This window comes from Gammaproteobacteria bacterium (genome assembly GCA_009845905.1).
GTDB lineage: Bacteria > Pseudomonadota > Gammaproteobacteria > Steroidobacterales > Foliamicaceae > Foliamicus.
Genome location: VXYS01000004.1, coordinates 544,734 through 568,563 on the forward strand (window position 1 = coordinate 544,734; position 23,830 = coordinate 568,563).

General features: G+C 64.4%; 16 protein-coding genes and 1 tRNA gene. 3 read left to right on the forward strand and 14 right to left on the reverse strand.

The window, feature by feature from the left end; all coding sequences use genetic code 11:
• Positions 1 to 55 precede the first annotated feature (55 nt).
• A complete protein-coding gene (locus tag F4036_03955; protein MYK36897.1) occupies positions 56 to 1,153 on the reverse strand; it encodes a helix-turn-helix transcriptional regulator in 1,098 nt (365 codons plus the stop codon).
• 59 nt (positions 1,154 to 1,212) lie between these two features.
• On the opposite strand from F4036_03955, the gene F4036_03960 reads away from it, so the two are divergent.
• Positions 1,213 to 3,243 carry a DUF3604 domain-containing protein gene (locus F4036_03960; protein MYK36898.1) on the forward strand — a complete coding sequence of 677 codons (2,031 nt, stop codon included), beginning with the start codon at positions 1,213 to 1,215 and terminating at the stop codon, positions 3,241 to 3,243.
• Here the strand turns inward: F4036_03960 and F4036_03965 are convergent.
• The 12 genes from F4036_03965 to katG all read right to left on the reverse strand — a co-directional run bounded on the left by F4036_03965 (position 3,240) and on the right by katG (position 21,411).
• Positions 3,240 to 5,144: a serine hydrolase gene (locus F4036_03965; protein ID MYK36899.1), complete on the reverse strand. Its 1,905-nt coding sequence runs from the start codon at positions 5,142 to 5,144 to the stop codon at positions 3,240 to 3,242. The genes F4036_03960 and F4036_03965 overlap by 4 nt on opposite strands.
• Positions 5,145 to 5,164: 20 nt before the next feature.
• The gene (locus tag F4036_03970) at positions 5,165 to 6,559 is read right to left on the reverse strand and encodes a hypothetical protein (GenBank protein MYK36900.1); all 1,395 of its coding nucleotides are present in this window, start codon (positions 6,557 to 6,559) and stop codon (positions 5,165 to 5,167) included.
• 194 nt (positions 6,560 to 6,753) lie between these two features.
• Positions 6,754 to 9,174, reverse strand: coding sequence for a TonB-dependent receptor (locus tag F4036_03975; GenBank protein MYK36901.1), 2,421 nt, complete (start codon positions 9,172 to 9,174; stop codon positions 6,754 to 6,756).
• Positions 9,175 to 9,205: 31 nt separating this feature from the next.
• Positions 9,206 to 10,381 (reverse strand): class I SAM-dependent methyltransferase, encoded by a 1,176-nt coding sequence (locus F4036_03980; GenBank protein ID MYK36902.1) that lies wholly within the window; start codon positions 10,379 to 10,381, stop codon positions 9,206 to 9,208.
• Entirely contained in the window at positions 10,378 to 10,764 is a 387-nt protein-coding gene (locus tag F4036_03985; protein ID MYK36903.1) for a hypothetical protein, read from the reverse strand. The genes F4036_03980 and F4036_03985 overlap by 4 nt, the downstream gene beginning before the upstream one ends.
• A 174-nt stretch (positions 10,765 to 10,938) precedes the next feature.
• Positions 10,939 to 11,235, reverse strand: a complete 297-nt coding sequence (locus F4036_03990) for a hypothetical protein (GenBank protein MYK36904.1) — start codon at positions 11,233 to 11,235, stop codon at positions 10,939 to 10,941.
• 89 nt (positions 11,236 to 11,324) lie between these two features.
• A tRNA-Arg gene (locus tag F4036_03995) sits at positions 11,325 to 11,402 on the reverse strand.
• Between the two features lie 62 nt (positions 11,403 to 11,464).
• Positions 11,465 to 13,477 (reverse strand): hypothetical protein, encoded by a 2,013-nt coding sequence (locus F4036_04000; GenBank protein ID MYK36905.1) that lies wholly within the window; start codon positions 13,475 to 13,477, stop codon positions 11,465 to 11,467.
• Positions 13,478 to 13,504: 27 nt separating this feature from the next.
• Entirely contained in the window at positions 13,505 to 14,983 is a 1,479-nt protein-coding gene (gene hpaE / locus F4036_04005) for a 5-carboxymethyl-2-hydroxymuconate semialdehyde dehydrogenase (protein MYK36906.1), read from the reverse strand.
• A gap of 79 nt (positions 14,984 to 15,062) precedes the next feature.
• On the reverse strand, positions 15,063 to 17,318 hold the full coding sequence (gene parC / locus F4036_04010) for a DNA topoisomerase IV subunit A (GenBank protein MYK36907.1): 2,256 nt from the start codon (positions 17,316 to 17,318) through the stop codon (positions 15,063 to 15,065).
• Complete coding sequence (parE, locus tag F4036_04015) at positions 17,318 to 19,201, reverse strand: DNA topoisomerase IV subunit B (protein MYK36908.1); 1,884 nt, start codon at positions 19,199 to 19,201, stop codon at positions 17,318 to 17,320. Before parE ends, parC begins: the two co-directional genes overlap by 1 nt.
• 77 nt (positions 19,202 to 19,278) lie before the next feature.
• Positions 19,279 to 21,411: a catalase/peroxidase HPI gene (katG, locus tag F4036_04020; protein ID MYK36909.1), complete on the reverse strand. Its 2,133-nt coding sequence runs from the start codon at positions 21,409 to 21,411 to the stop codon at positions 19,279 to 19,281.
• Between the two features lie 197 nt (positions 21,412 to 21,608).
• On the opposite strand from katG, the gene F4036_04025 reads away from it, so the two are divergent.
• Entirely contained in the window at positions 21,609 to 22,043 is a 435-nt protein-coding gene (locus F4036_04025) for a VOC family protein (protein ID MYK36910.1), read from the forward strand.
• Positions 22,044 to 22,215: 172 nt separating this feature from the next.
• The gene (locus F4036_04030) at positions 22,216 to 22,497 is read left to right on the forward strand and encodes an exodeoxyribonuclease VII small subunit (protein ID MYK36911.1); all 282 of its coding nucleotides are present in this window, start codon (positions 22,216 to 22,218) and stop codon (positions 22,495 to 22,497) included.
• Between the two features lie 6 nt (positions 22,498 to 22,503).
• Here F4036_04030 and F4036_04035 read toward each other — a convergent pair whose 3' ends face one another.
• Positions 22,504 to 23,754, reverse strand: coding sequence for a membrane dipeptidase (locus F4036_04035; protein ID MYK36912.1), 1,251 nt, complete (start codon positions 23,752 to 23,754; stop codon positions 22,504 to 22,506).
• Positions 23,755 to 23,830 lie beyond the last annotated feature (76 nt).

The window sequence follows — 23,830 nt, forward strand, 5'->3', positions numbered from 1 at the left end:
GGGCGGAGAGGTTCCTAGAGGGGAATCCCCCTAGTGGGCGTAAATCCGGTGTGGATCAGTTCGAGAGCACCGCAACCAGCTCGGTGCGGTTGGAAGTGCCGGTCTTCTGGTAGATCGCGGTCAGATAGTTCTCGACGGTCTTTGTTTTAATGCCCAGCGATGCGGAAATCTCGGCATTGGTCATTCCCAGCGCCACGAGTTTCACGACCTGCGCCTGCCGCGGCGACAATGACCTTTCCCGGACGCGGCGCTCGGAAATCAGCGAGTGACTCCGGTCCAGCGCAACCAGAACGAAGTGTCGGGAACCGTCCGAGTGCTGCACCACCTCGACCCGATACGGGTCCCGCCGGTGTGTAATTTCTACGGCGGGCGCAGCAGCGGTCGTGCGCCTGCGCAGCAGACTTTCCTTCACCGACGGCGAGAGCCACTGGAACACGGAACACCCGCGCATGCGCTGCAAATCGGCTCCCTTCACAACTAGGTCCGGGCTCTCAAACTCCCCTACGACGTCCCGTAGGACGAAGTTCTGATCCAGCATCAGATACCCGCGTATGCCCCGAACACGCAAGAGGTTGGTGACGACATCGTCCCGCCTTTGCTGCTGACGTTGGCTGTATCGGAAGCGAAGCGCCATGCTCAGGTATGGAATCAGAAGCTGAGTCAGCTTGTGATCGACTTCGCTGAAGTGTCCCATGGGCTTGGTACGGTGCAACCCCACCAGGCCAAATTGCCGACCGTCGATATTGACGCCGAAAATCATCGCCGCATGCACGCGGGTCGGCCGCAGGAAGTCCTGGTAGAACTCGCATTCCTCATAGCTCGAGTTCGACTCTATGACCTGGTCCGTGGAAACGCTTGCAGACTCGTGCGAGCGCGACATGAGCCTGAAGCGCGGCAACGTGGGATCAAGGAACTGGTAGTAGTCCAGGTACTTCTTCATATTGCTGTGATCGACCTGGTATGAAGTGCCACACAAGAGCTCGTTGGTCGGAGATCCCGGGTCGTACTCGATAAACACCCCGGAGCAGGCGTGCAGAAGACCCATCAACTCGCGGGCCATGATGCGCGCGAAGTCCTTTTCCGCCACGCACTCCTGCGCCAGATGGCCAATGTGAACCACCTGGTTCAACTGGAAATCGCTAACGCGCGCCATGTCCCGATATTACATGCCCCGATGACCTCATACAGTGGCCGGGGCCGCCGCCTTGTGAAATGTGCGAAACTTCCGCAGCAACGACCTGCCTGATCCAAATGTCGGGAGGAGGATGTATGTCGCTCAAGCCGCTCGGCCTTTCGATTCTCGCGTTTCTGGTTTGCGGGTGCGCTCAACAAGCGAAGCAGGAGTCGTCGAGTGCAAACCTGGTGACATACACCGAGGACAGGGAGGCGTGCATCGACCGAAACGCCAGTCGCAATGCGTACTTCGGCGACCTGCACATCCATACGGCCTACTCCTACGATGCCCGCCCGCTCGGCACCCAAACCACACCGGCCGACGCGTATCGTTTCGCCAAAGGCGAAGCCATCCCGATTCCGCCCTACGCCGAGGACGGCAGCGTGCTGATGACCCAGCAGCTCGAGCGGCCGCTGGACTTCGCGGCGGTCACCGACCACTCCGAGTTCTTCGGCGAAATGAAGCTCTGCTTCGATGAGGAGAGCGAGGCGTACGACGCCAACTCCTGCAGGTTCCTGCGCGGCGAAACCGGCGAGGGGCTGTCGCCCTTCATTCAAATAGTCATCAGCGAGGACCCCGAACGCGTGGCGGACGTTTGCGGTGAAGACGGGTCCGATTGCCTTGAGGCCTCTATTTCCCTGTGGCAGAGCACCCGGGACATGGCCGAAGAGGCCTACGACCGGACCTCGGCCTGCCGCTTCACCACGTTCGTGGGTTACGAATACACGGGCACGCCCAGGAGCAACAACTACCACCGCAACGTCATCTTCCGCAATGACCGGGTGCCCGAGTACGCGATTTCCTATATCGAATCGCCCACGGACGTCGATTTGTGGGAGCAGTTGACCGAGCAGTGCCTGGAAGGCGTCGAAGGATGCGACGTGCTGTCGATCCCGCATAACTCGAACCTGAGTTCGGGGGCCATGTTTCCGTCCTACATTTCCCGTTTCGAATCCGGCGAAACGGCCCGCGGGATCGCCGAACTGCGCAACGCCATGGAGCCGATCATGGAGATCTTCCAGCACAAGGGCAATTCCGAGTGCTTCAACGGGCTGCCGAACATTCTCGGCGCCGAGGACGAACTGTGCGAGCAGGAGCAGGTGCGCAGCGTCGGCCGGGACGCGGTGTCGTTCTTCGGCGAGCCGACTGTTGTGCGGTTTTGCGAAGAAGGGGAAGTCGGCATACGCGGTTTTGCGCGCTTCGGCTGCATTTCGAAGAACGACTTTTTCCGCAGCGTTCTGCTGACCGGCTTGCAGGACCAGGCCGTGATCGGCGTCAATTCCTACAAGATGGGTGTGATCGCCTCCACCGACGGACACATAACTACGGCCGGCGACACGCACGAGCACGGCTGGCCGGGGCACCTCGCGCCGGAGACCGACTTCGAGACCCGGCTGTCCGACCGCGGAAGCTCGCCTTTCGGGCTGACTTCCAATCCGGGCGGTCTGGCCGGCGTGTGGGCCGTGGAGAATTCACGCGATGCGATCTTCGAGTCCCTGCGCCGCAAGGAGGTATTCGGCACCACCGGAACGCGGATCAGGCCCAGGCTGTTCGCCGGCTGGGACTTCGCGAACAACGCCTGCGAAATGGACGACAGGGCGGCCCATGGCTTTGCGCGGGGCATCCCGATGGGCGGCGATCTGAGCGTTGGGCCTGCCGGCGCCGCGCCGCAACTCTTCGTGAGCGCCCTGCAGGATACGCACGCTGCGCAATTGCAGAAGCTCCAGGTGATCAAGGGATGGATCGACGACGACGGCCAGGCGCACTACAAGGTCTTCGACGTGGCCGGCCGGGAGAACCAGGAAGGCGAGGTGGACCTGCAAACGGGCGCATGGAGCGGCACGGGGTCGGCGGACCTGTGCGCCGTGTTCGAGGACCCGGAATTCGACCCCGCCGAGGCTTCGTACTACTACCTGCGCGCGGTGGAAGTGCCCACGTTGCGCTGGAGCTGGGCGCAATGCGTCGCCCTGCCGGCCGAAGAGCGCCCGGACGCCTGCGATAACGACGCGCCGAAGACCATCCAGGAAATGGCCTGGACCTCGCCCATCTGGTACCTGCCGGCGGACTAGCGGCGTTGCGGCGCCGATGCGCGCCGGTCCTTCACGATGCCGCGCAGGACGGTGTTGGGCAGAACGCTGTTGTCCCACTCGGTGGTCTCGTCGCGCGGCGGCGCCAGGCCGGTTCGCAGGATGATCAGGTCCTGGGAGGGAACGACGTAAACAACCTGGTTGGCGTTGCCGTCGAACAGGTAGAGGTCGGCGGCGAGATAGGGTTCGCCGTGCAGGATTTCCGCCATGCCGCGGTCCGGGTTGGCGAAGCCGCGCCGCCCGGTATAGCGCCCGGCGACCCAGATGCTCAAGCCGAAGTACGGGTTTTCGCGGGTGGGCGTGATCATTTCCCTGACGTAACCCTCCGGCAACAACCGCTCGCCCCCCCAAACGCCGTCCTGGAGCATTGCGATCGCCAGCCTCAGGAAATTATCGGCGGGCGCCAGCATGCAGCAGCCCGAGTGCGCCGTTCCTCCGGGCCGGTTCACCCAGACCGCACCGCCCATCGCGCCGATCTTCCGCCAGATTTCCGTGCCCACGAACTCCGCATACCGGCGTGAGGTGGCGCGCTCGATCAGCACCGCGACCATGTCGCCCGCGGCGTTGTTGTACTCGTAACGGGTACCGGGCTCGTCGATGACCGGGTACTCCGCCACGATGATCTCGTCGTGCCGCGGATGCAGGAAGGTGCGGGAAATCAGGTCCGTGGGGCCCTGGGGCGGTACCTGCGGGAAAAAGCCCGCGCGCATGTCCAGCAGGTGCCGGACCCGAATCTGTTCGCGCCGGGGATCGCCGTGCCATTCGTTCACGAAATCGGCCACCGGCTGATCGAGCGATGCAATGTCACCCAGCATCAGCGCGCGGCCGATGGCGAACGCCGTGACCTGCTTCGCCAGTGAGAACGAGTTGATCGGCGAAGTGCGCGTGTGGCCGCCGAAATAGGTTTCCCGCTCGATCTTCCCGTTGCGCCAGACGATGAATGCATTGGAATTGTTGATCTCCGCATAGCGTTCCGCGTCGTCCAGGGCCCGCTCCGAAATCGTTCGCTCCGTGGCAGACGCGTGCGGAATCGGGGTCCAGTCGGAGGCACCTGTCATCACTTCCTGATCGATATAAATCTCTTCCGCGGTCGCGCGCACCTGCGCCTTCTCGTAGCGCTGCATGTACTGTTCCTCCTCCTCCGGTGAGAACATCAGTCCGCCGGGAAAGAACTCCTCAGGCATCTGCGCCTGCGCCAGACCGGCGAACACGGCCGTGCAACAAACCAGGGCAAATGCGCCGAGAAGCCGCGACAGGATGGCCTTTCCGCGCCGGAAGTCGGGGTATCGGGCGGGGTGCTGCACCTTGTCGCCGATGGCGATGAAGTCGTAGCCCAGTTCCTCGCTGGCCCGTTTGTCCCAGACTCCGTCGCCGAAGTAGGTCCGCCGGCTCGGCTTTCGGCCGCCAAGCGCGCGTTTTTCGGCGATTTGCATGATTTCGACGCGGGTGAAGGCGTCGGAACCCGATGCCAGGGGGAGGGAGTAGCGATCCAGGCCGGCGGCGCGGAGCTTCATCCGTGCCGTTTCCTCCCAGCCTCCCGTGGCCAGCGCCATCGAGACTTCCGGAACTGACTCGAGTTCGGCCAGAAAGGCCCCGGCGCCTTCAATTTCGGGCAATCGGCCTTCCCTTTCGTGCAAATATTCCGAGACCAATTCGACAAATACGGCTTTGACTTCCGTGTGCACGCGAAGCCGGTCAACCTTCAGTCCCGCGTTGTCCATGATCTCATCCAGTATGCCGCCATCGGTGACGTTGCGGAATGCGGACCAGTCATTGTTGATCTCCATGCCCAGAACTTCACGAACGGCCTGCACGTAAAGCTCCGAGTCGAACTCGTCCGAATCGACCAGCGTGCCGTCGATATCGAACAGGACGAGATGCATCCAAGGCCCGCCTTGCGGCCTTACCAGACTTCAAGCCAGTCGGCCAGCTCGTCCGGCTCGATGCCGTACAGCGCGCAGTTGCCCGGGTGCAGACTCAGCAACTCTCGCTCGCTCAGGTCGCGAAGCTGCGTGCGCTCCGCGGCGTCGACCTGTTGTTCCACCCGGTCCCGGATATGGGCGGCGGCCTTTTTCCTGCTCATTCCGGCCCCGACGACCTCCCTAATCATCTCGCGCAAGACCCTTCCATGCTTGAGGCGGAACGGATCCGGCTCGCCGAGCATGTGGCGTACGGCGGCGTAATGGCTGGCGGAATGACGGTAGCCGTGGACAAAAACCTCCGCCAGCAATTGCCGGCGGCGCAGCTCGTAAACGCCCAGCATGGCCTGATCGTACACGTCGCGCGAAACTTTCTCGAACGTCAGCGGCGAGAGATTCGACCGGATCAGCGGAATGTTCGCCGCCAGGCGGGCGACGCGCCGGTTGGCGTGGTCGAAGGGCTGCCAGTACGGCAACTGCGTCAGCAGGAAGAAGGACTGCTCGAACGGATCCTCAATGGCGCGCGCGGTGGCGAGGACCCGGTCAAAGTACTCTTCGATTTGCCCGCATGACGCAGGAGGACGAAATGTCGACCCGGCAACGCGGGCGGTAGTTTTCCGCAATCGGCCCGCGGCCCCGGAATTACCCAGGAGGTTAGCCGTCAGCAGGGCATGCAGGCCGAACAGCGTGGAACGATCGATGTCCGTCAACCCTGGTCCGGCAACCAGAAACTCGATGGCGGCCTTGTGGTTTAGGATCATCTGGGTCTCGCCCAGATCCCTCCCGGGCGCCGCTTCGCCCCGGGTGATCAGCAATCCGGCTTCCAGCAACGAATAGCGGTTGCCCTCCAGCCGGCTGGAATTCCATGACAGATCCACCAGCAGCTTGGCCGTCAGGTCGGCGGGATAGCCGCTTTCGCTCCCGCTCGTGCCGCCAAGCCTTCCTATGTCCCGAAGACCGGCGCGTTCCGCCGGAGACAGACAGTAGGTCTCGTTGGGAGAATAGGATTCCAGGAAACCGGGGTGGTAGCCGGCCGGGCGCCGTTGCTCCAGCGGCAGCGCGGCGTACCTCCGGATCCCTCGGGCCGCTGCGGATTCCGGCGGCCCGCCGACGGCCCGGATTTCGTTTTGCGGAGGTGCGGTGTCATCCAACGAATCGTCCGCCGCCTGAACCGGCGGAAGATAATGGGCCCAGCGCCCGGAACCCTCACGTCGCAAGCGCCTGTGATCCACCAGGTATTTCAGGCGGTATTGCAGCGTTCTGCGGGGCGGAGGCGCCGCAAGCGCTTCGTGAACCTGCTGCGCGGTCAGGCCGGCGGCCTGCTTTCCGACGGCGGACTCGATGGCCTTCAGCTCGTTTGCGTCAATCCGGCGCGGCATCCCACGATTATATTGCGCATAATTCTATTACGCAATTAAAAGTCTATATACGCAATATATATTCAAGATATCTGATTATTTATTGCGTATAGAAATCGAATACGCAGGCGCCCAGCCTGAGCGGAGGGCGAGACGCCCTCCCACCCAGGAGGCAAAGAGGGGCACCGTGGGGGGCAATGCCCCCCACTCTCGGGTCAGTCCGTGAAGTTGTCGAAGTTCGCGATAAATGTCAGGCCGAAAGTCCGGCGCTCGCCCAGGTATGCGTTGTACTGCCTGTTGGGCACGCCCACGGTCGCGCCGGACACATACAGTTCATCGAACAGGTTGCGGGCCCAGAGCCGCGCCTCGTACCAGCGCCCGATCACGCCGATGCTGGCGTTCGCGATGTTGCGCTCGGGCACCCAGGCCAGGTTCATCGCGTCGGCGTACTGTTTCGACTGGTATGCGACATCGATGCGGATGAAGTACTCCTCGGCAAAGGCCAACGCCAGCTCGTCACGCCACTCGGCCCCGAATGTCGCCTGCACCTTCGACTGGCGCTGCATCTGATTGCCGCCCACGTGACCGTCGATCGGGCACACGACATCGTCGCAAACCGAGGGCAGCCCGCCCCAACGCTTGTCGAAAGTGCCTTCCTCGTACTTGGCATCACCGTAATAGGCGGACCCACTGACGGTCAGATTTTCGGAGATCGCATAGGCGGCCTCCACCTCAAAACCCTTGGAGCTCACGTCCCCAAGATTGGCGGTAAGCGAAAGCGACAGGTCGGCGGGGTTGCCCGGGTCCTGCGCCCTGATCTGCACGTCCGACCAATCGATCCAGAACAGCGATCCGTTCAGGCGCAGCCGCCCGTCCAGCAGGATGTTCTTGGAGCCGATTTCATAGGTCCAGTTCTGGTCCTCGTCGAAGGTGCGGTCCTCGACCCGAACGGAGGAGGCATTGAAACCGCCCAGCTTGACTCCCTTGGCGATCGAAACGAACAGCAGCCGGTCGTCGCTGAGATCGTACTCCAGCGTGACCCGCGGCGTGAACGAGGAGAACTCGTCTTCCAGTACTACGCCCGAGAACACCAGATTTCCGTCTAATCCCTCGGATGGCTGATTGCCTTCGAACTTGTCGGTATTCGAGTAGCGCACCTCCGCGCCGATGCGCGCGCGCCCGTCCATGAACGCGTAGCTGATCTCGGCAAACGGCGAGGTTGTCTTGTTCCTGTTCAGAAGATTCCTCAAGGGCACATAGACGACGAATGCCGACCGGTCCAGAATATCGACCGGCTCTGTGGGAGCCGCACTCAAGGGCCACATGGTGCTGAAGTTGGCGATATAGGCATCCCGACTTTTTGTGTAGAAGTATCCGGCGGCGGCCCGCAATGGCCCGCCGGTGTCCCAGGACACCCTGATCTCGTGGGAATCCACTTCGAAGTCGCCTATGGGGCCGCTTTCAAAAACGCAGCCGGGCAACGGCGGGGTGGCGAACGGGCAACCCGGCAGGAGGTCCTTGTAACCCAGCGTTTTCGAATCCGCCTCCAATGTGCCGTATATGTATTCCACGGCGATCGAATCATTGACGGCCCAGTTGACCGAGCCCCGCGTGAACTGCGCGTTCAGTTGCCGGGCGTATCCTCTCGGGTCGCTGGGGATGACGTCCACCCAGAGTTCGCCGCAGTACAGGCGGTACCACTGGCCGCCATAGCCGAAGCCGGGCCGCCCCGCCGGCCGGACATCCGGATTCCACTGGCCGCAGTTCAGGAAGTGGCTGTCCGCACCCAGTTCGGCGAAGAAGTTCTGGGCCCGGTGTTCCCGGTCGAAGTCGTAGTCGTAATAGGCAAGGTCGATGGTCAGTGCATCACCGGGCGTAATGCGCAAGGCCAGGCTGGCCACCGCGCGCTCGTGCCCGCCCAGCCGGTCATTGGAGCCTTGCTTGAAATCGATGTCCGCGTAGGGGTGCGTATTCTTCCAGGTGCCGTCGAACTCCGAGTAGTCGTAACCCGCAAGTACCGAAACCAGGCCGGGCACAATCGGGCCGGACACCGTGCCGGCGTAGTCATAACGCGAATGATTGCCGGCGACGACCTGCCCCTGCAGGTCCCACTCATCGCCGGGTCTCCTGGGGATGTAGTTGATCGCGCCCATGAAGGCGTTGCGGCCGTAGCGGGCGCTTTGCGGGCCCTTGACCACTTCGACGCGCTCCATGTTGGCGAAGCCGAGGTCGGTCACATAGCTGCGCGGCAGGTATACGCCGTCGAAGAAAACCGACACGTTCTGTTCGCCGGACTGCAATATCGACACCTGGGTGGTGCCGCGCACGACCGGCGTGGTCCCTCCGGAGCCGCCGAAGTCCTCGAAGTTGAATCCGGGCGTGAACAGCGCGATGTCGCGCATGTCCTGGATGCTGCGCTTTTGCAACTCCTCCGCGGTGAACGCGGTGATGGACAGCGGAATATCCTGGATCGCCTCTTCGCGCTTGCGCGCTGTGACCACGATCTCCTCGAGCAGGGCCTCTTGGCCGACGGCGATGTTGACCTGGGCCGGTCCGAACAGGATGGCCGCGGCCATAGCCAGGCAAATCGGAAGTGCTTTGGGAAGTTTGTGCATGAGATTTTCTCCCATTCTCATGAGATTGAACGGTTTGCGGCCGCGATGGTGTTCAGGCGTTGCGCGTTGCGCGCAGGGACCCGAGAAATCCAAGGCCTTTTTTGGAATCGCGCACGGTAAATCCGGCCCTGGCGATTTCTTTACCGAAATGCAAGTCCTGGAATTCGTTGCGCCAGACCTCGTTGTTCCAGCGGTAGTCCCACCAGCGGCGGAAACTGCGATAGGGCGTGGGCGGACGCTGATCGGCCCGAAAATCGCCGGACTGAAACACACCGCCCGGGCGGGTAATCCGGTGCACCTCCTTCACGATCGCCCGTGTGACGGAAGCAGGCACTTCGTGAAACAGGATGTAGGAATACACCAGGTCGAAATGGCCGTCCGGAAAACCGGTGTCTTCGGCCAGGCCCTGGACGAAGTGCACTTCCTTGCCGAGGTCGGCCGCGCGCATGTGCGCGTAGCGGACCATCGGCCCGGAAACGTCAATGCCCCAGACTTCCGCGTCCGGGAACCGGTCCTTGAGCGCAACGGTCAGCCGACCCGGACCGCAGCCCAGGTCGAGAATGCGTTTGAAGCGGCCATCTTCCGGTGGCTCCGCCGTGGAGGCGACCAGCTTCTGCCGCTGGTCCTGTTCGTTGCCCATCCGGAAGTGATTGGTGCCGTAGTGATAAATGTAGCCGGCGAAGGGATCACCCACATATCCGCCCGGCTGGATGTGAATTTCGTGGGAAGCGTATTCCGGAACCTTGAAATCGGGATCCAGCGTCACCGAGCCCGGACCTGCCTTTTCGGCGGCGTCCAGCTCGGCCATGTAGGCCTCGGAGTTGGCGTGGAATTCGTCGGCAACCAGCTTCCAGCAATGCTGCTGACCGGTGATCCAGTAGCGAACGCTGGCGCCCACGATCGGGTCGCCCTCAAGGGCCGCCTGGACCTGCTCCAGCGGAACGTCGCCCTCGGGATCAATGCCCTTCGCCTTGAAAATGGCGTTGGCCCGTTCCTCGGCGGCCCTGCCCAGCGGTCCCTGCGCCCAGGCCCTGAAACCGGTCAGGAACTCGTGCCGGCTCTCCAGGTCCAGGCTGGGCATGCGCTCCTGTATGCCCACGGTGCCGCGCGGCTCGATGTCGAGCGGCAAGGAAGACGGTGCGGCCGTGGACGCGCTCGCCTTGCGCGTGGCCGCCGTGGCCGAAAAGGCCGCGGCCAGGGAACCCAATATCGTGCGTCGATTCATCATGACGGGTCACCTCCCATGCCGGAGCGATTCATCGGACCCTCGGCGCCCGGCCGATCATGGAACCCCCTCGTCGGTTGGCCTTCGAACGAATGGCCCACCGTGATCGAACCGAAAGTCCGCTCGATAAAGCGGTCGCGCTCGGCCCGCCAGGACGCCTCCTCCTCCGCGCTCGGCATGTAACCCTCGATCAGCTCGCGGGTCACCTTCCCATGGTCCTCCAGCAATCGCTCCATGATCTTCACGCGACGGGCCTGCGCCCAGATCTCCGTACTCACCGACACCAGCGCCGTCATCAAATGATCCATCGCCGGATCCTTCATGAACGTCGCACGGTCCGTGTCGGACTTGATGAAATCGGCCGTGTAGCCGGGATTGTCGGTCATTTGAACCCCTCCCATTGCGTCATTCGATTATAGGCCCACTCCATTGCGCGTCCGCGTTCTGCTGTCCCCCTTCCTTCCGGGAGACGCATAAACCCATCCATGGGGCTTGGTTCCGCCATCCATGGCTCACATACTCCCGGAAGGAAGGGGGACAGCAGAACGCTACCGTTGGTGCTAGTCGCAGCGCTGAGCGTATTCCTGTTCGCTCAGTCGCCAGGTGATTTCACCCTCCGGGCCCCGCGCCGAGGCGGACGTGACGCTGCCTGCGCCCTCCAGGTGGGAGAGCAAGCCCTCGACGACGCCGTGGGGCGGGTTTCCGAAGTCTTCGCCCAGTCCCATCCGTTCGTGAATTTGCGCGGCCGTAAGCCCGGCCGGCTTCCCGTAGGCATGAAACAACACGTCCAGGACCGCTTCATTCATGTGCGAAAGGCCGATCCGCGTCAGGTGTCTGATTCTTCCCGCGATGGTCAAGACAATCCTCCTTGGTGGACTGAAGTCGCAAGCTGCGTGCGAGGCCGTTCAGCCGACCCTCGTCGATCGGAGCCGGCCCCTTGAGGGTTTGGCGCGCCCGGAGAGATTCGAACTCCCGACCTTCTGGTTCGTAGCCAGATGCTCTATCCAGGCTAAGCTACGGGCGCGCAGCCGCGGATTATATTAGGCACGCGTGCATGGAGGGCGGGACGCCCTCCCACCCGGGGGCCTATATCAGGCTGCGGGCGTCGGTTTCGGCGCCGGTTCGCGATGTTCCGGGGCGCAGGTAGATTCCTTCCTTGTAGAAGCGCTCCAGCGAGTCCTTCATCGCCGCGAAGTTCGCGTACGGGTTCTCCTGCGGATCGCCGGCCCACAAGTCGCCGGGCAGGCCGTGGCCCTGTTCGTACCAGTCCACGTAGCTGCGCGGCTCGTCCCAGACCAGCATGTTGGCGGACGCGTTGGCGCGATAGCGGCGCAGTTCGGCCAGGTCCAGGTTGGCCTGGAAGCTCACCTTGCCCGAAGTGTCGGCCTCGCCAAGCAGGCGGCCGTCGTAGCCGATGATGCGCGTGTAGCCGCGCAGGAAAGTACCCGGATGCACGGCGTGCGGATCGAAGTACTCGCCGCCCGGGCGCGGCGCGAGGATATAGGCGCCGTTGTCGTGGGCCCGGGTCATGCGGCACTCCTCCCACGGCCGGCGGCCGGCGCCATGCGGATCGGAGGTGCAGTGAATGATCACTTCCGCGCCGCGTTTCGCCAGCATATGCGCCGTTTCCGGCACGGTGTGGTCGAAACACACCATGGCGGCGAGCTTGCCCAGCGGCGTGTCCACCACCGGGAACAGCGCGTCGTAGCCCAGTTCCTCGACCAGCCGCGAGTAGATGCTGCCGGGCGTCGTGTCGGGCAACTGCCCCCAGATGTCGGCGCAATGCAGCTTTCGGTAGTGCAGGATCAGGTCGCCGGAATCGTTGAGGATGAAGGCGGAATTGAACACCCGTTCGGGGAAGCGCGGGTCCTTCTCGAACGTCGAACCGGCCACGTAAACGTGGTTCTTCTGCGCGAATTCGCTCAGGATGTCCGTTTCCGGCCCCGGATAGGTGATCGCGATGCGCTCCAGGGTCTTCGGCGTGCGTTTGCCGAACCCGCCGGAGCCGGTCATGAAGAACTCCGGAAAGCACACCAGCCGGACGTTCGGAACAAATGCGCTGCGGGCGGCCAGGCCGATGGCCTCGTCGAGGTTCTGCCGGAGAATTTCCTCGGGATTGGGCGTGTCCATGTGGATCACGCGAAACTCGTTCTGAACCAGCAGCGCCGAGTACTGGTCCTCGGTCTGCCCGTCGATTCGGTTGGCTTCCGCCTGCGCCGCGATCCGCCGGCCGGCTTCCTCGCGCCATCCGTCGCGGGTCGCCGGCATCTCGCGGGCGGCGGCCTGGTCGGCAGCGGCGGCCTGAACATAGCCCGGCGCGTAGAGCATGCTGCGCATGTACACGGGCTGGTTCATGAACAGCGTGGAGCGCTTGCGGCGCAGGAATTCGATGCTGAAGTCGGGCCTTAGGAAACTCTCGCCCTGGCCGGCTTCCTCCACCGTCTGCTGGTCGTGCAGGTACAGCGCGGAGGCACACGGCAGGCGCACGCTCACGTCGCCGGACAGCTGCGAGTGCGGGGTGGCGACCGCCACGTAGGCGGAACTTTCGTAAGCGCGGGTGCGGCGGGCGCGCAGGCGACTTTCGAAGCCGGCATCGCGACGCTCTCGGCAGGGATTCAGGATCACTTCGGCGCCGTTGTAGGTCAGCACCCGTGCGTAATGCGAATACAGGACGTCCTCGCCGGTGAGAATGCCAAGCCGGCCCAGCGGCGTATCCAGGATCGGCAGTTCGGCAGGCCTGCCCAGCTCGCAGGCGCTGTCGGTGAACCCTTCGATGAAGTCGGGTGTGATCTTCGGAACGCGCAGGGCCGTGTTGCCGTCGGGGTCCACGACGAAACCCACCGTTTGGGGCTCGTCCGAATGGGCCGCCAGCACCGGCACGGCGCCGGCGATGTGGATTCCATGGAAATTCGAAGCCGCGCCTGCCTCGGCGAGCAACTCCCTTTCGGGCCGAAGCTGCTCCCAGTCGGCCTCCCCCAGCGGCAAGAGCAGCAGCGAGCCGCGGATGTCGCCGAATTGCAGGGCGGCAGCCTCGGCCAGGCTGAGCAGCCGAGCGCCGGTGGCATCCGCATGCCACGGTTCCTGGGTAATGATCAACATTTGCTATGCCCCCCGAATGTTGGTGCGTCAGCCGGTCCCCAATCCGGGAATCCGGTGCTCGCCGGTGGCGATGCTGACGTTCTTGGTTTCCATGTAGAAGTCGAAGCTGTAGTCGCCGCCGTCGCGGCCGATCCCGCTGGCCTTCATGCCTCCGAACGGAGAAGGCAGATGGCGCACGTTGTGGGAATTCACCCAAATCATACCGACTTCCAGCGCCTCGGACAGGCGCCGCGCGCGATCCGGATCGGCGGTCCACAGGTACGCGGCCAGCCCGTAGCGGGAATCGTTGGCCTGCGACAGGGCGTCGGCTTCGTCGGCAAACGGGATGGCGGTCAGTACGGGGCCGAAAATCTCTTCCTGCGCGATCCGCATGTCGTTGCGCGCGCCGGTAAACAGTGTGGGCTGCACGTAGTGACCCGGCCAGGGCAGATCCGCACGCTCGCCTCCGGCGGAAATGGACGCGCCCTCGTCCCGGGCGATCTCGAAGTACGAACTGACCTTCTGTAGGTGATCCGGGTGGATCAGAGGGCCGACCTCGGTATCCGGGTCCAGCGGGTGGCCGACCCGGATGGCCCGCGCCCTCCCGGCGACGCGCTCCACGAACTCGTCGTGAATCGACTGCTGCACAAGGAGGCGGCTGGAGGACGTGCAGCGCTCGCCGTTGAGGCTGTAGATCATGAAAACCACGGCATCCAGCGCCCGATCCAGGTTGGCGTCGTCGAACACGATGACGGGGTTCTTGCCGCCCAGCTCGAAATGCACCCGCTTCAGGGTGGGCGCGCCCTGGGCCATGATGCGCGCGCCGGTAGCCGACTCGCCCACAAAGGCGATGGCCCGGATGGCATCATGCTGGGTCAGGGCCCTGCCCGCTTCCTCTCCGATGCCCTGCACCGTATTGAGGACGCCCGGTGGCAGTCCCGCCTCGTTGCATATTTCCGCGAGCAGTTGCGCGCTGAGCGGGCTCCATTCGGCCGGCTTGTGCACGACCGTGCAACCGGCCGCCAGGGCCGGCGCGATCTTCCAGGTGGACAGCATGAAGGGCGTGTTCCAGGGCGTGATCACGCCCACCGGACCGATCGGCTGGCGCATCGTGTAGTTGTCGTGTTCGGCGGCCGGCAGCGACGCACCGCGGCGCGCGTCCGGGGCCCGGTCCGCGAAAAACCGGAAATTGACGGCTGCGCGCGCCGCGGCCTTCGCGGTGAAGCGCAGCGCCTGGCCGGTGTCCATGGACTCGACCAGTGCGATCTCGTCGGCGCGCGCTTCGATCGCGTCGGCAATTCCGTGCAGCAACCCGGCGCGGCGTTCGCCGGACACGGCGGACCAGCCGGGGAACGCATCGCGGGCGGCGGCGCAGGCCGCGTCGATGTCCGCCGCGCTCCCGGCGGCGACGCGATTGATCAGCGCGCCGTCGGCGGGGCAATGATTGGAGAACGTCTCACCGGATTCGCCCACGCAAACCCGGCCGCCGATGAAATGACCCTGTACGCCGGCGGCGAATCGCTCCATGTACGGGCGGGCGTGTCTCAGGTTTTCTTCCAGTGTCGGGGGCACTTGCCACTTTCCCTGTTCAGCCGTGGGCCGGATATTATCCGCCCCGGAAAGGATCGCGCGCCAGCATGGTCACGTTTTTCTGCCAGCCGCGCGGCAGCATGCGGCCCCTGAGCGCGCGCTTGCCCAGGTAGCTCTCCAGCGTTTTCCCGCGCAGCGTCATCCTGCGTTCCCCGCAGTGCACGATCAGACGGTCGCGCGGGCCGACAATCGTCACCGCGGCCAGCCGTTCACCGTTCTTGAGTCCGATCAGCAACACCCCGCGGCCGGACGCCGACTCCGGCAGTTCGTCAACGCCGAACAGCAGCAAGCGCCCGTCGCCGGACACCGCGGCAACGCGGCACGGTGAATCGGGCACCGGAACCGGCAGCAGCGGCTCGGACTCCTCGGCCAGGTTCAGAAACGCCTTGCCGGCGCGCGAACGCGAAAACAGCTTCACGGTCGATGCGACGAACCCGTGTCCGCGGGTCCCGCATACCAGCCATCGCGACCCCGGATCGCCGCCCAGCAAACCTCTCCAGCGCTCTCCGTCCGCCACGTTGAAGCGGCTGGACAGCGGTTCGCCGTGCGTGCGCGCCGAGGGCAGGCTGTGCGCCGGTAGCGTGTAGACGCGCCCTTCGCTGCTGAGAAACACGACCTGCTGATTCGACTTGCACTGCAGATCGCAGAGCAGTTCGTCTCCGGGACGGAAACTCAGGGCCGCGCTGTCCAGTTCATGTCCCTTGCCGGCGCGGGCGAAGCCGTGGCGCGACAGCACGACGGTCAGCGGCTCGGCCGGCGTCACGTCCTCCTCCTGGTATGCCGCCGCCGGCGCGGCGTCGTCCACGATCCGCGTCCGGCGGTCGTCGCCATGCTCCTCGGCCAGTTCGCGGAATTCCGCGATCATGAGCCTGTCGAACTTCGTCTTTTCCGCCAGCGTCGCTCGCAGCACCTCGCGCTCGGCCTCCAGTTCGTCCTGCTCCGCCAGCAGCTTCTCTTCTTCGATGCGGGCCAGGTTGCGCAGCCGGATGTTGAGGATGCCCTCGGCCTGCTCGCCGCTCAGCTTGAACCGTTCCATTAGCCGCGCCCTGGGATCCTCCTCGTTACGCACGATGGCGATGACCTCGTCCAGGTTGAGGTAGGCGATCATCAGGCCTTCCAGGACGTGCAGGCGCATCGACACCCGGTCTTCGCGATGCTTCAATCGGCGGCGAAGCGTGGCGCGGCGGAACCTCAGCCATTCCACCAGCATGCCGCGCAGGTCGCGGACCCGCGGGCGGCCGTCCTCGCCGATGACGTTCAGGTTCACCCGCAGTGACCGCTCCAGGTCGGTGGTGGCGAACAGGTGCGCCATCAGCGCGTTGACGTCCACGCGCGCCGAACGGGGCACCAGCACCAGGCGCACCGGGTTCTCATGGTCGCTCTCGTCGCGCAGGTTCTCGAGCGTGGGCAGGCGCTTGGCCTGCATCTGTCTGGCAATCTGTTCCAGCACGCGGCTTCCGGATACCTGCCACGGCAATTCGTGGATCACGACGGCGTCCTGTTCGCGCTTCCACGATGCGCGAACCCGGAACACGCCCTGCCCCTTCCTGTAGATTTCACGAATCTCGGCCGCCGGCGTGATCAGTTCCCCTCCGGTCGGGAAATCGGGCCCCGGGATCAGGCCGGCGAGCGTGTCGTAATGCAAATTCGGCCGCGCGGCGATGCTCTCCAGAGCCGCGGCCAGTTCGCGAAGGTTGTGTGGAGGAATATCCGTTGACATGCCGACCGCAATGCCGGTCGACCCGTTGATCAGCACATTGGGCAGTTGCGCAGGCAGGAGTTCGGGCTCCTTGAGCGTGCCGTCGAAGTTGTCGGTCCAGTCCACCGTGCCCTGCCCCAGCTCCGCCAGCAGCGTTTGCGCGTAGGCGGTGAGGCGCGCCTCGGTGTAGCGCATGGCCGCGAAGGACTTGGGATCGTCAACCGCGCCGAAATTGCCGTGACCGTCCACCAGCGGATGGCGATAGGCGAACGGCTGTGCCAGGTGCACCATCGCTTCGTAGCAGGCCGAATCGCCGTGCGGATGAAACTTGCCGATCACGTCGCCGATCGTGCGGGCGCTCTTGCGCGGCTTGGCGGTGGCCGCCAGCCCCAGTTCGCTCATCGCATAGACGATGCGCCGCTGCACCGGCTTGAGGCCGTCGGCCAGGTGCGGCAGCGCCCGGTCCAGGATCACGTACATGGAGTAGTCCAGGTACGCCTGCTCCGCGTATTCCGCCAGCGGCCGCGTTTCCGCGTTGTCGCGCGGCACCAGCGTCAGTTGCGGCCCGGCCATCAGTTCGCGGCGAGGTCGCCCTTGTCTTCCAGCCAGGCCCGGCGGTCCGCGGCGCGCTTCTTCGCCAGCAGCATGTCGAGCACCCTGAACGCATCGTCGGCTTCGTCCATTTCGAGCCGGATCAGTCGGCGGGTGTCCGGCTCCATGGCGGTCTCGCGCAACTGCTTCGCGCTCATCTCGCCCAAGCCCTTGAAGCGGGTCACGGAAACCTTGCGTTTGGCAAAGCGGCGCGCCAATGATTCGCGCTCCTCTTCGGTGAGCGCATAGTGAGTTTCCTTGCCCACGTCCAGCCGGTAGAGCGGCGGCATGACCACGTGCACGTGACCTCCGCGCACCAGCGCAGGAAAATGCCGGGCGAACAGGGCGCAGATCAGCGTGGCGATGTGCCGTCCGTCCGAGTCGGCGTCGGCCAGTATGCATACCCGGTGGTAACGCAGATTGCTCAGGTCCGTATCGCCCGCCTGTATCCCCAGCGCAAGGGCGATATCATGCACCTCCTGGGACGAGTCGAGGTCCGCCGAATCCACTTCCCAGGTGTTCAGGATCTTGCCGCGAAGAGGCAGAATGGCCTGATATTCACGGCGACGCGCCTGGCGGGCCGAGCCCCCGGCCGAATCGCCCTCGACCAGGAAAATCTCGCACTCGTCCGGCGCCGTGCTGGTGCAGTCGGCCAGCTTGCCCGGCAGCGCCGGTCCCGACACCGGGGTGCGCCGCGGGGTCTTGCGGGCGGCCCTGAGCCGCCGCTGGGCGGCCGCGATCGCCTGTTTCGCGATCCGCTCGCCCAGTTCGGAGTGCTGGTTGAGCCACAGCGCCATGCCGCCGCGCACCGCCTCGGCCACGAAACCGGCGCAGTCCCGCGACGCCAGCGACTCCTTCATCTGCCCGGAGAACTGCGGCTCCGCGAGCTTCACCGAGAGCACGAAGTTCACCCCGTCCCAAACGTCCGGCGGCGAAATCTTCACGTCGCGCGGCAACAGCTTGTGAAATTCGCAGAATTCGCGCAAGCCCTCGGTCAGACCGGTTCGAAGCCCGTTGACATGCGTGCCGTGGCGCGGCGTCGGCACCAGGTTGACGTAGCTCTCCTCGACCCGCTTGGAGCCGTCTTCGGCCCACTGCACGACGCAATCGAGCGTTCGCTCCTCGTCATCGAGCTGGGAAAACCGCAACGGCTCGTCCGGCAGCCGTTCGCCTTCGCCATGTTCTTCCTGGAGATACTGGACCAGACCGTCCTCGTAGCGCCACTTCTCCTCCGCGCCATCCGACTCCGTGGTCAGCGATACGGTCAGCCCCGGACACAGCAGCGCCTTGGCGCGCAATACCCGTTTGAGCGACGGCAGGTGAAAACTGGCTTTCGAGAAGTACTGGGGATCCGGCCAGAACCGGATCCAGGTGCCGGTATTCGCTTTCGCGACGGTGCCCACGGCCTCCAGCGCGCGCTGGGGCTCCCCGCCGGCGAATTCCATGTGCCACTCGCTACCGTCGCGCCGCACACGCACCTTGAGACGCGTGGACAGGGCGTTGACCACCGATACGCCCACGCCGTGCAGCCCGCCGGAATAGCGGTACTGACGGCGCGAGAACTTTGCCCCGGCGTGCAGGCGCGTCAGGATCAGCTCCACGCCCGTCAGGCCGGTTTCCTCGTGGACGTCCACCGGCATTCCGCGGCCGTTGTCCTCCACGGCCAGCGAACCGTCGCCGTACAGCGTCACATCGATGCGATCGCATTTTTTGCGGTCGGCCAGCGCCTCGTCGACGCTGTTGTCGATCACCTCGTGGGCCAGGTAGTTGGGGCGCGCCGTATCGGTGAACATCCCCGGCCGGCGGCGGACAGGGTCAAGGCCGCTGAGGACTTCAATGTCGTCAGCGCGATAGGCGGCCTTCATGTCAGTGCCGTAACCCGGGAACTATCCGCTAATTCAGGCCCTATCGTCTCCGGTGTGCTATCCCGACGCCGCCCGGATCATGCAAGATCGTAGCGATCGAGATTCATCACCTTGCCCCAGGCAGCCACGAAGTCGCTTACGAACTTCTCCTCGGCGTCATCGCAGCCATAGACTTCCGCGATGGCCCGGAGCTCCGAGTTCGAACCGAAGACGAGATCCACCCGGGTGCCGGTCCACCTGACGTCCCCGGTCGTGCGGTCGCGTGCCTCGAAAACGTCTTCCGATGCGGAGGACGCCTGCCACTCGGTGCTCATGTCGAGCAGATTCACGAAGAAGTCGTTGGACAGGGTCCCGGGACGGTCCGTGAGCACGCCATGCGCCGACTGCCCGGCATTCGCATTCAATGCGCGCATGCCGCCGACCAGCGCCGTCATCTCGGGAGCGGTCAGCGTCAGCATGTAGGCCCGTTCCACCAGCAGCTCTTCCGCCGATGCCTGATGGTCGCCCTGAAGATAGTTGCGGAATCCGTCCGCGGTGGGTTCGAGTACGGCGAAGGACTCCGCGTCGGTCCACTCCTCGGACGCGTCCGTACGCCCGGGTGAGAACGGAACATCAACATCGTGTCCGGCGTTCCTCGCCGCCTGTTCGACAGCGGCACACCCCGCCAGCACGATCAGGTCGGCAATTGAGACCCGTTTCCCGCCGCCTTGCGAGTCGTTGAACTCCGCCTGGACCTGCTCCAGGATCTGCAACACGCTCGCCAGCGCGGCCGGGTCGTTCACTTCCCAGTCCCTTTGCGGCGCAAGGCGCACGCGCGCTCCGTTCGCGCCTCCACGCTTGTCGGTGCCGCGGAACGTTGCCGCGGAGGCCCAGGCCGTCGAGACCAGCTGGGAAACGGACAAGCCCGTGGCCAGAACCCTGGCTTTCAGGTCGGCAACGTCCTGCTCCCCGATCAACTCATGATCGACTTCGGGCACCGGGTCCTGCCACAACTGCGGCTCGGTGGGCGCCAGCGGTCCTAGATACCGGCTGACGGGCCCCATGTCGCGGTGCAGCAACTTGAACCAGGCCTTGGCGAAGGCGTCCGCAAGATCATCCGGGTTCTCGAGGAAGCGCTTTGAAATCGGCGCGTAGTCCGGGTCCATCCTCAGCGAGAGATCCGTCGTGAGCATCATCGGAGCGTGCTTTTTCGAAGGATCGTGCGCATCCGGCACGGTGGCCACCTCGGAAGCGTTCTCGGGCTCGTACTGCGACGCGCCGGCCGGGCTCTTCGTCAACTGCCACTCGTGCTGGTGCAGGTTCTCCATGAAGTTGTTGTCCCACTTCACGGGATTCTCGGTCCACGCGCCTTCCAGGCCGCTGGTGATCGTGTCGCTGCCCTTCCCGCTGCCGAAGCTGCTCGTCCAGCCGAGGCCCTGCTCGTCGATGCCGGCGCCTTCCGGTTCGGCGCCCACGTGGCTGTCGGGGGCCGCGCCATGCGCTTTTCCGAAGGTGTGTCCGCCCGCGATCAGCGCGATCGTCTCCTCGTCGTTCATCGCCATGCGCTTGAACGTCGTTCGAATGTACCGGGCGGCCTCGCGCGGGTCCGGGTTTCCGCCGGGCCCTTCCGGGTTCACGTAGATCAGGCCCATGTGGTCGGCGCCCAGGCGCTCCTCGAGCTCCCCGTCTTCGCTGTGGCGTTCGTCGGCAAGCCAATCCTTCTCGGCGCCCCAGTCGGTCTCGTCGGCCTCCCAGACGTCCGGGCGCCCGAAGGCGAAACCAAAGGTCTTGAAGCCCATCGACTCCAGTGCGCAGTTGCCGGCGAACAGCAGCAGGTCGGCCCACGAGATCCTGTTGCCGTACTTCTGCTTGACCGGCCACAGCAGGCGGCGGGCCTTGTCCAGGTTCGCGTTGTCGGGCCAGCTGCCCAGCGGCGCGAAGCGCTGGTGTCCGTCGCCTCCGCCACCCCGGCCGTCGCTGATGCGGTAGGTGCCGGCGGCATGCCAGGTCATCCGGATGAAGAGCGGTCCATAGTGGCCGTAGTCCGCCGGCCACCAGTCCTGCGAGGTGGTCATCACTTCCTCGATGTCCTGCTTCAGCGCATCCACGTCAAGGGTCTTGACCGCCTCGGCGTAACTGAACCCCGCGTCCATCGGATCCGACGCGGCAGAGTTTTCTCGAAGTACCTTCAGGTTTAGCTGATTCGGCCACCAGTCCTGGTTCGTTGTCATCTCATCTTTCCTGTAACAGTTTTTCGGGGTTGGCGCGTCCTTCCGAAAGCGTGACGCGCACTCGATATTCTAGCCTCAATCGTGCGCCTTTTGCTCCGGGTGCGCCCCTGCCCGGGCACTTGTTGATGTTCGTGCGAAGAAGTACCCTCGCCGGCTCGCATCCGAACGATTTCAGACGAGAAGAGGAGAAGATTTTCATGGCTGTGCATTACATTCCGGAGGGTTACGGTTCGGTAACGCCGTACATGGTCGTCGAAGACGTTGACCGACTCGTGGACTTCCTCACGGCGGCATTCGGCGCCGAAGAAAAGGAGCGGGTCCCAAACCAGGACGGCAAGACGGGGCACGCGGAGGTCCTCATCGGCGACTCCTACGTCATGATGGGCCGCGCCCAGGACGAATTCCCGCCCCTGCCGTGCATGCTCTACATTTATGTGCCGGACACCGACACCGGCTACGCTCAGGCGCTGGCCGCCGGCGCAACTTCGGTACAGGAGCCGCAGGACATGTTCTACGGCGACCGCAACGCCATCGTTACGGACCCGACCGGCAACACCTGGTGCATCGCAACGCACCAGGAAACCCTGTCCCCGGAAGAACTGGCCAAGCGGGCCGAGGAAAACATGCGCTAAAGCCGCCGCCTTAGCCCCTTTGTGTGCCTTCCTCTCGAGGGAGCGTTGGAGCAGGGACAGCGAGAATCGAGCCAGGATGGCGACTCCCACGAGAGGAAGGCACACACAGGGGCGAAATCGAAGTGCAGTCGCCCCCGCGAGGCTACAATGCGGCCATGGAGGACTTGCCTGAATGACTGACGAGAAAGCGAACGATGGCGTTGAAGGCCTCGAGCAGGCGCTCAAGGATCTGGAGCAGATCGTCGTCAACCTGGAAAAGGGCGACCTGCCGCTGGCCGAGGCGATCAGGCAGTTCGAGCGCGGCGTGGAGCTGACGCGCCGTTGCCAGGCCGTGCTCAAGGAGGCGGAACAGAAGGTCCAGGTGCTGAGCGATGGGATGCTGGAGGACGTCGACCCGCTGACGCTCAGGAAATCGGATGGCGAAAACGGCAGCGGCGGATCACTCCCCCTTTAGGGCCTGTCAGCCCTGATCCGCCGCGACCGACTCGACCGCTTCCATCACCCTGAGCAGGTTGCCGCCCCAGAGTTTGGCGATCTGCTCCTCGGAGTAACCGCGCCGCACCAGTTCCACCGTAACGTTCAGGGTTTCGCCGGCGTTGTCCCAGCCCTCGATGCCCCCGCCGCCGTTGAAGTCGGACGAAATCCCCACGTGGTCGATCCCGATCAGCCCGACCGCGTAGTCGATGTGATCGGCCAGGTGCTTCACCGACGCCCGGGGCGGCATGCGGGTAATCTCACTCAGGCGTGAGTAGTAGTTCTCTCGCTGTTCGGGGGACATGCGGGCGAAATCGCCGGCATTCCTCAGACTCATGTCCCGGTACAGCGCGCCCATGGCGGCGATTTTTTCCGGCGGAGTCTCGCGCAGATAGGAATCGAATGCCACGATCTGCACCACGCCGCCGTTGTCCCGCATCGCCAGAAGCGCTTCGTCGCTCAGGTTGCGCGCATGCGCGAAGGCGCCCTTGGTAGCCGAGTGCGAGGCGATCACCGGCGCCCCGGACGCTTCGATCGCATCCATGGTCGTGGCTTCCGAGGCATGGGATATGTCCACCATGATCCCCAATTCGTTGGCGCGACGGATCACCGCGCGGCCGAACTCGCTCAGCCCGCCATGTTCCGCCCTGGGCTCGCCCAGCGCCACGTTGGGGACGGCGGAATCGCCGATGTCGTTGTGGCCGTTGTGCACCAGTCCCAGGTAGCGGGCGCCGGCCGCGAAATGGACGTCGAGCAGGTTCACGTGGCGGCCTATGGAAAAGCCGTTCTCGATACCGATCAGCGCCACGCGCCGGCCTTCAGCGTGTATGCGGCGCACATCGGCGGCGGTAAGCGCCAGTCCGATCCGGTCGGAATAGTCGACGTCCGTCATCTTGCGGATGGCCGCGTACTTGACGAAGGCGTCGGCGATCGCGCGCGCATAGCCGGACTCGCTGCGTTCGCGCTGCATCACGAAAACGATGAAGAACGCCGCATCCAGTCCGCCCTGCTCCATGCCCGGCAGGTCCACCTGCTGGCCGGGAGGCTTCGCCCGCACCGGATCGTACGCCTCCGTGCCGAAGTCCGGCGGGATGTCCACGTGGGTATCGATGGCGATCACCCGATCGTGGATGGCCCGAGAGCGTTCCAGAAGGTCCGCCTCGGTGTCCGCGCCGGCTGCGCCTGCAAATAATCCTGCCATCAATATCGCTCCGGTCCACCCGCCTCTTTGCTTCATGGCCTGCGCCCCTTTCCCGCGCCGGAAACGGCCAAAAGAATACAGCAATGAGGGCGCAAAGCCTTGGTGTACTATT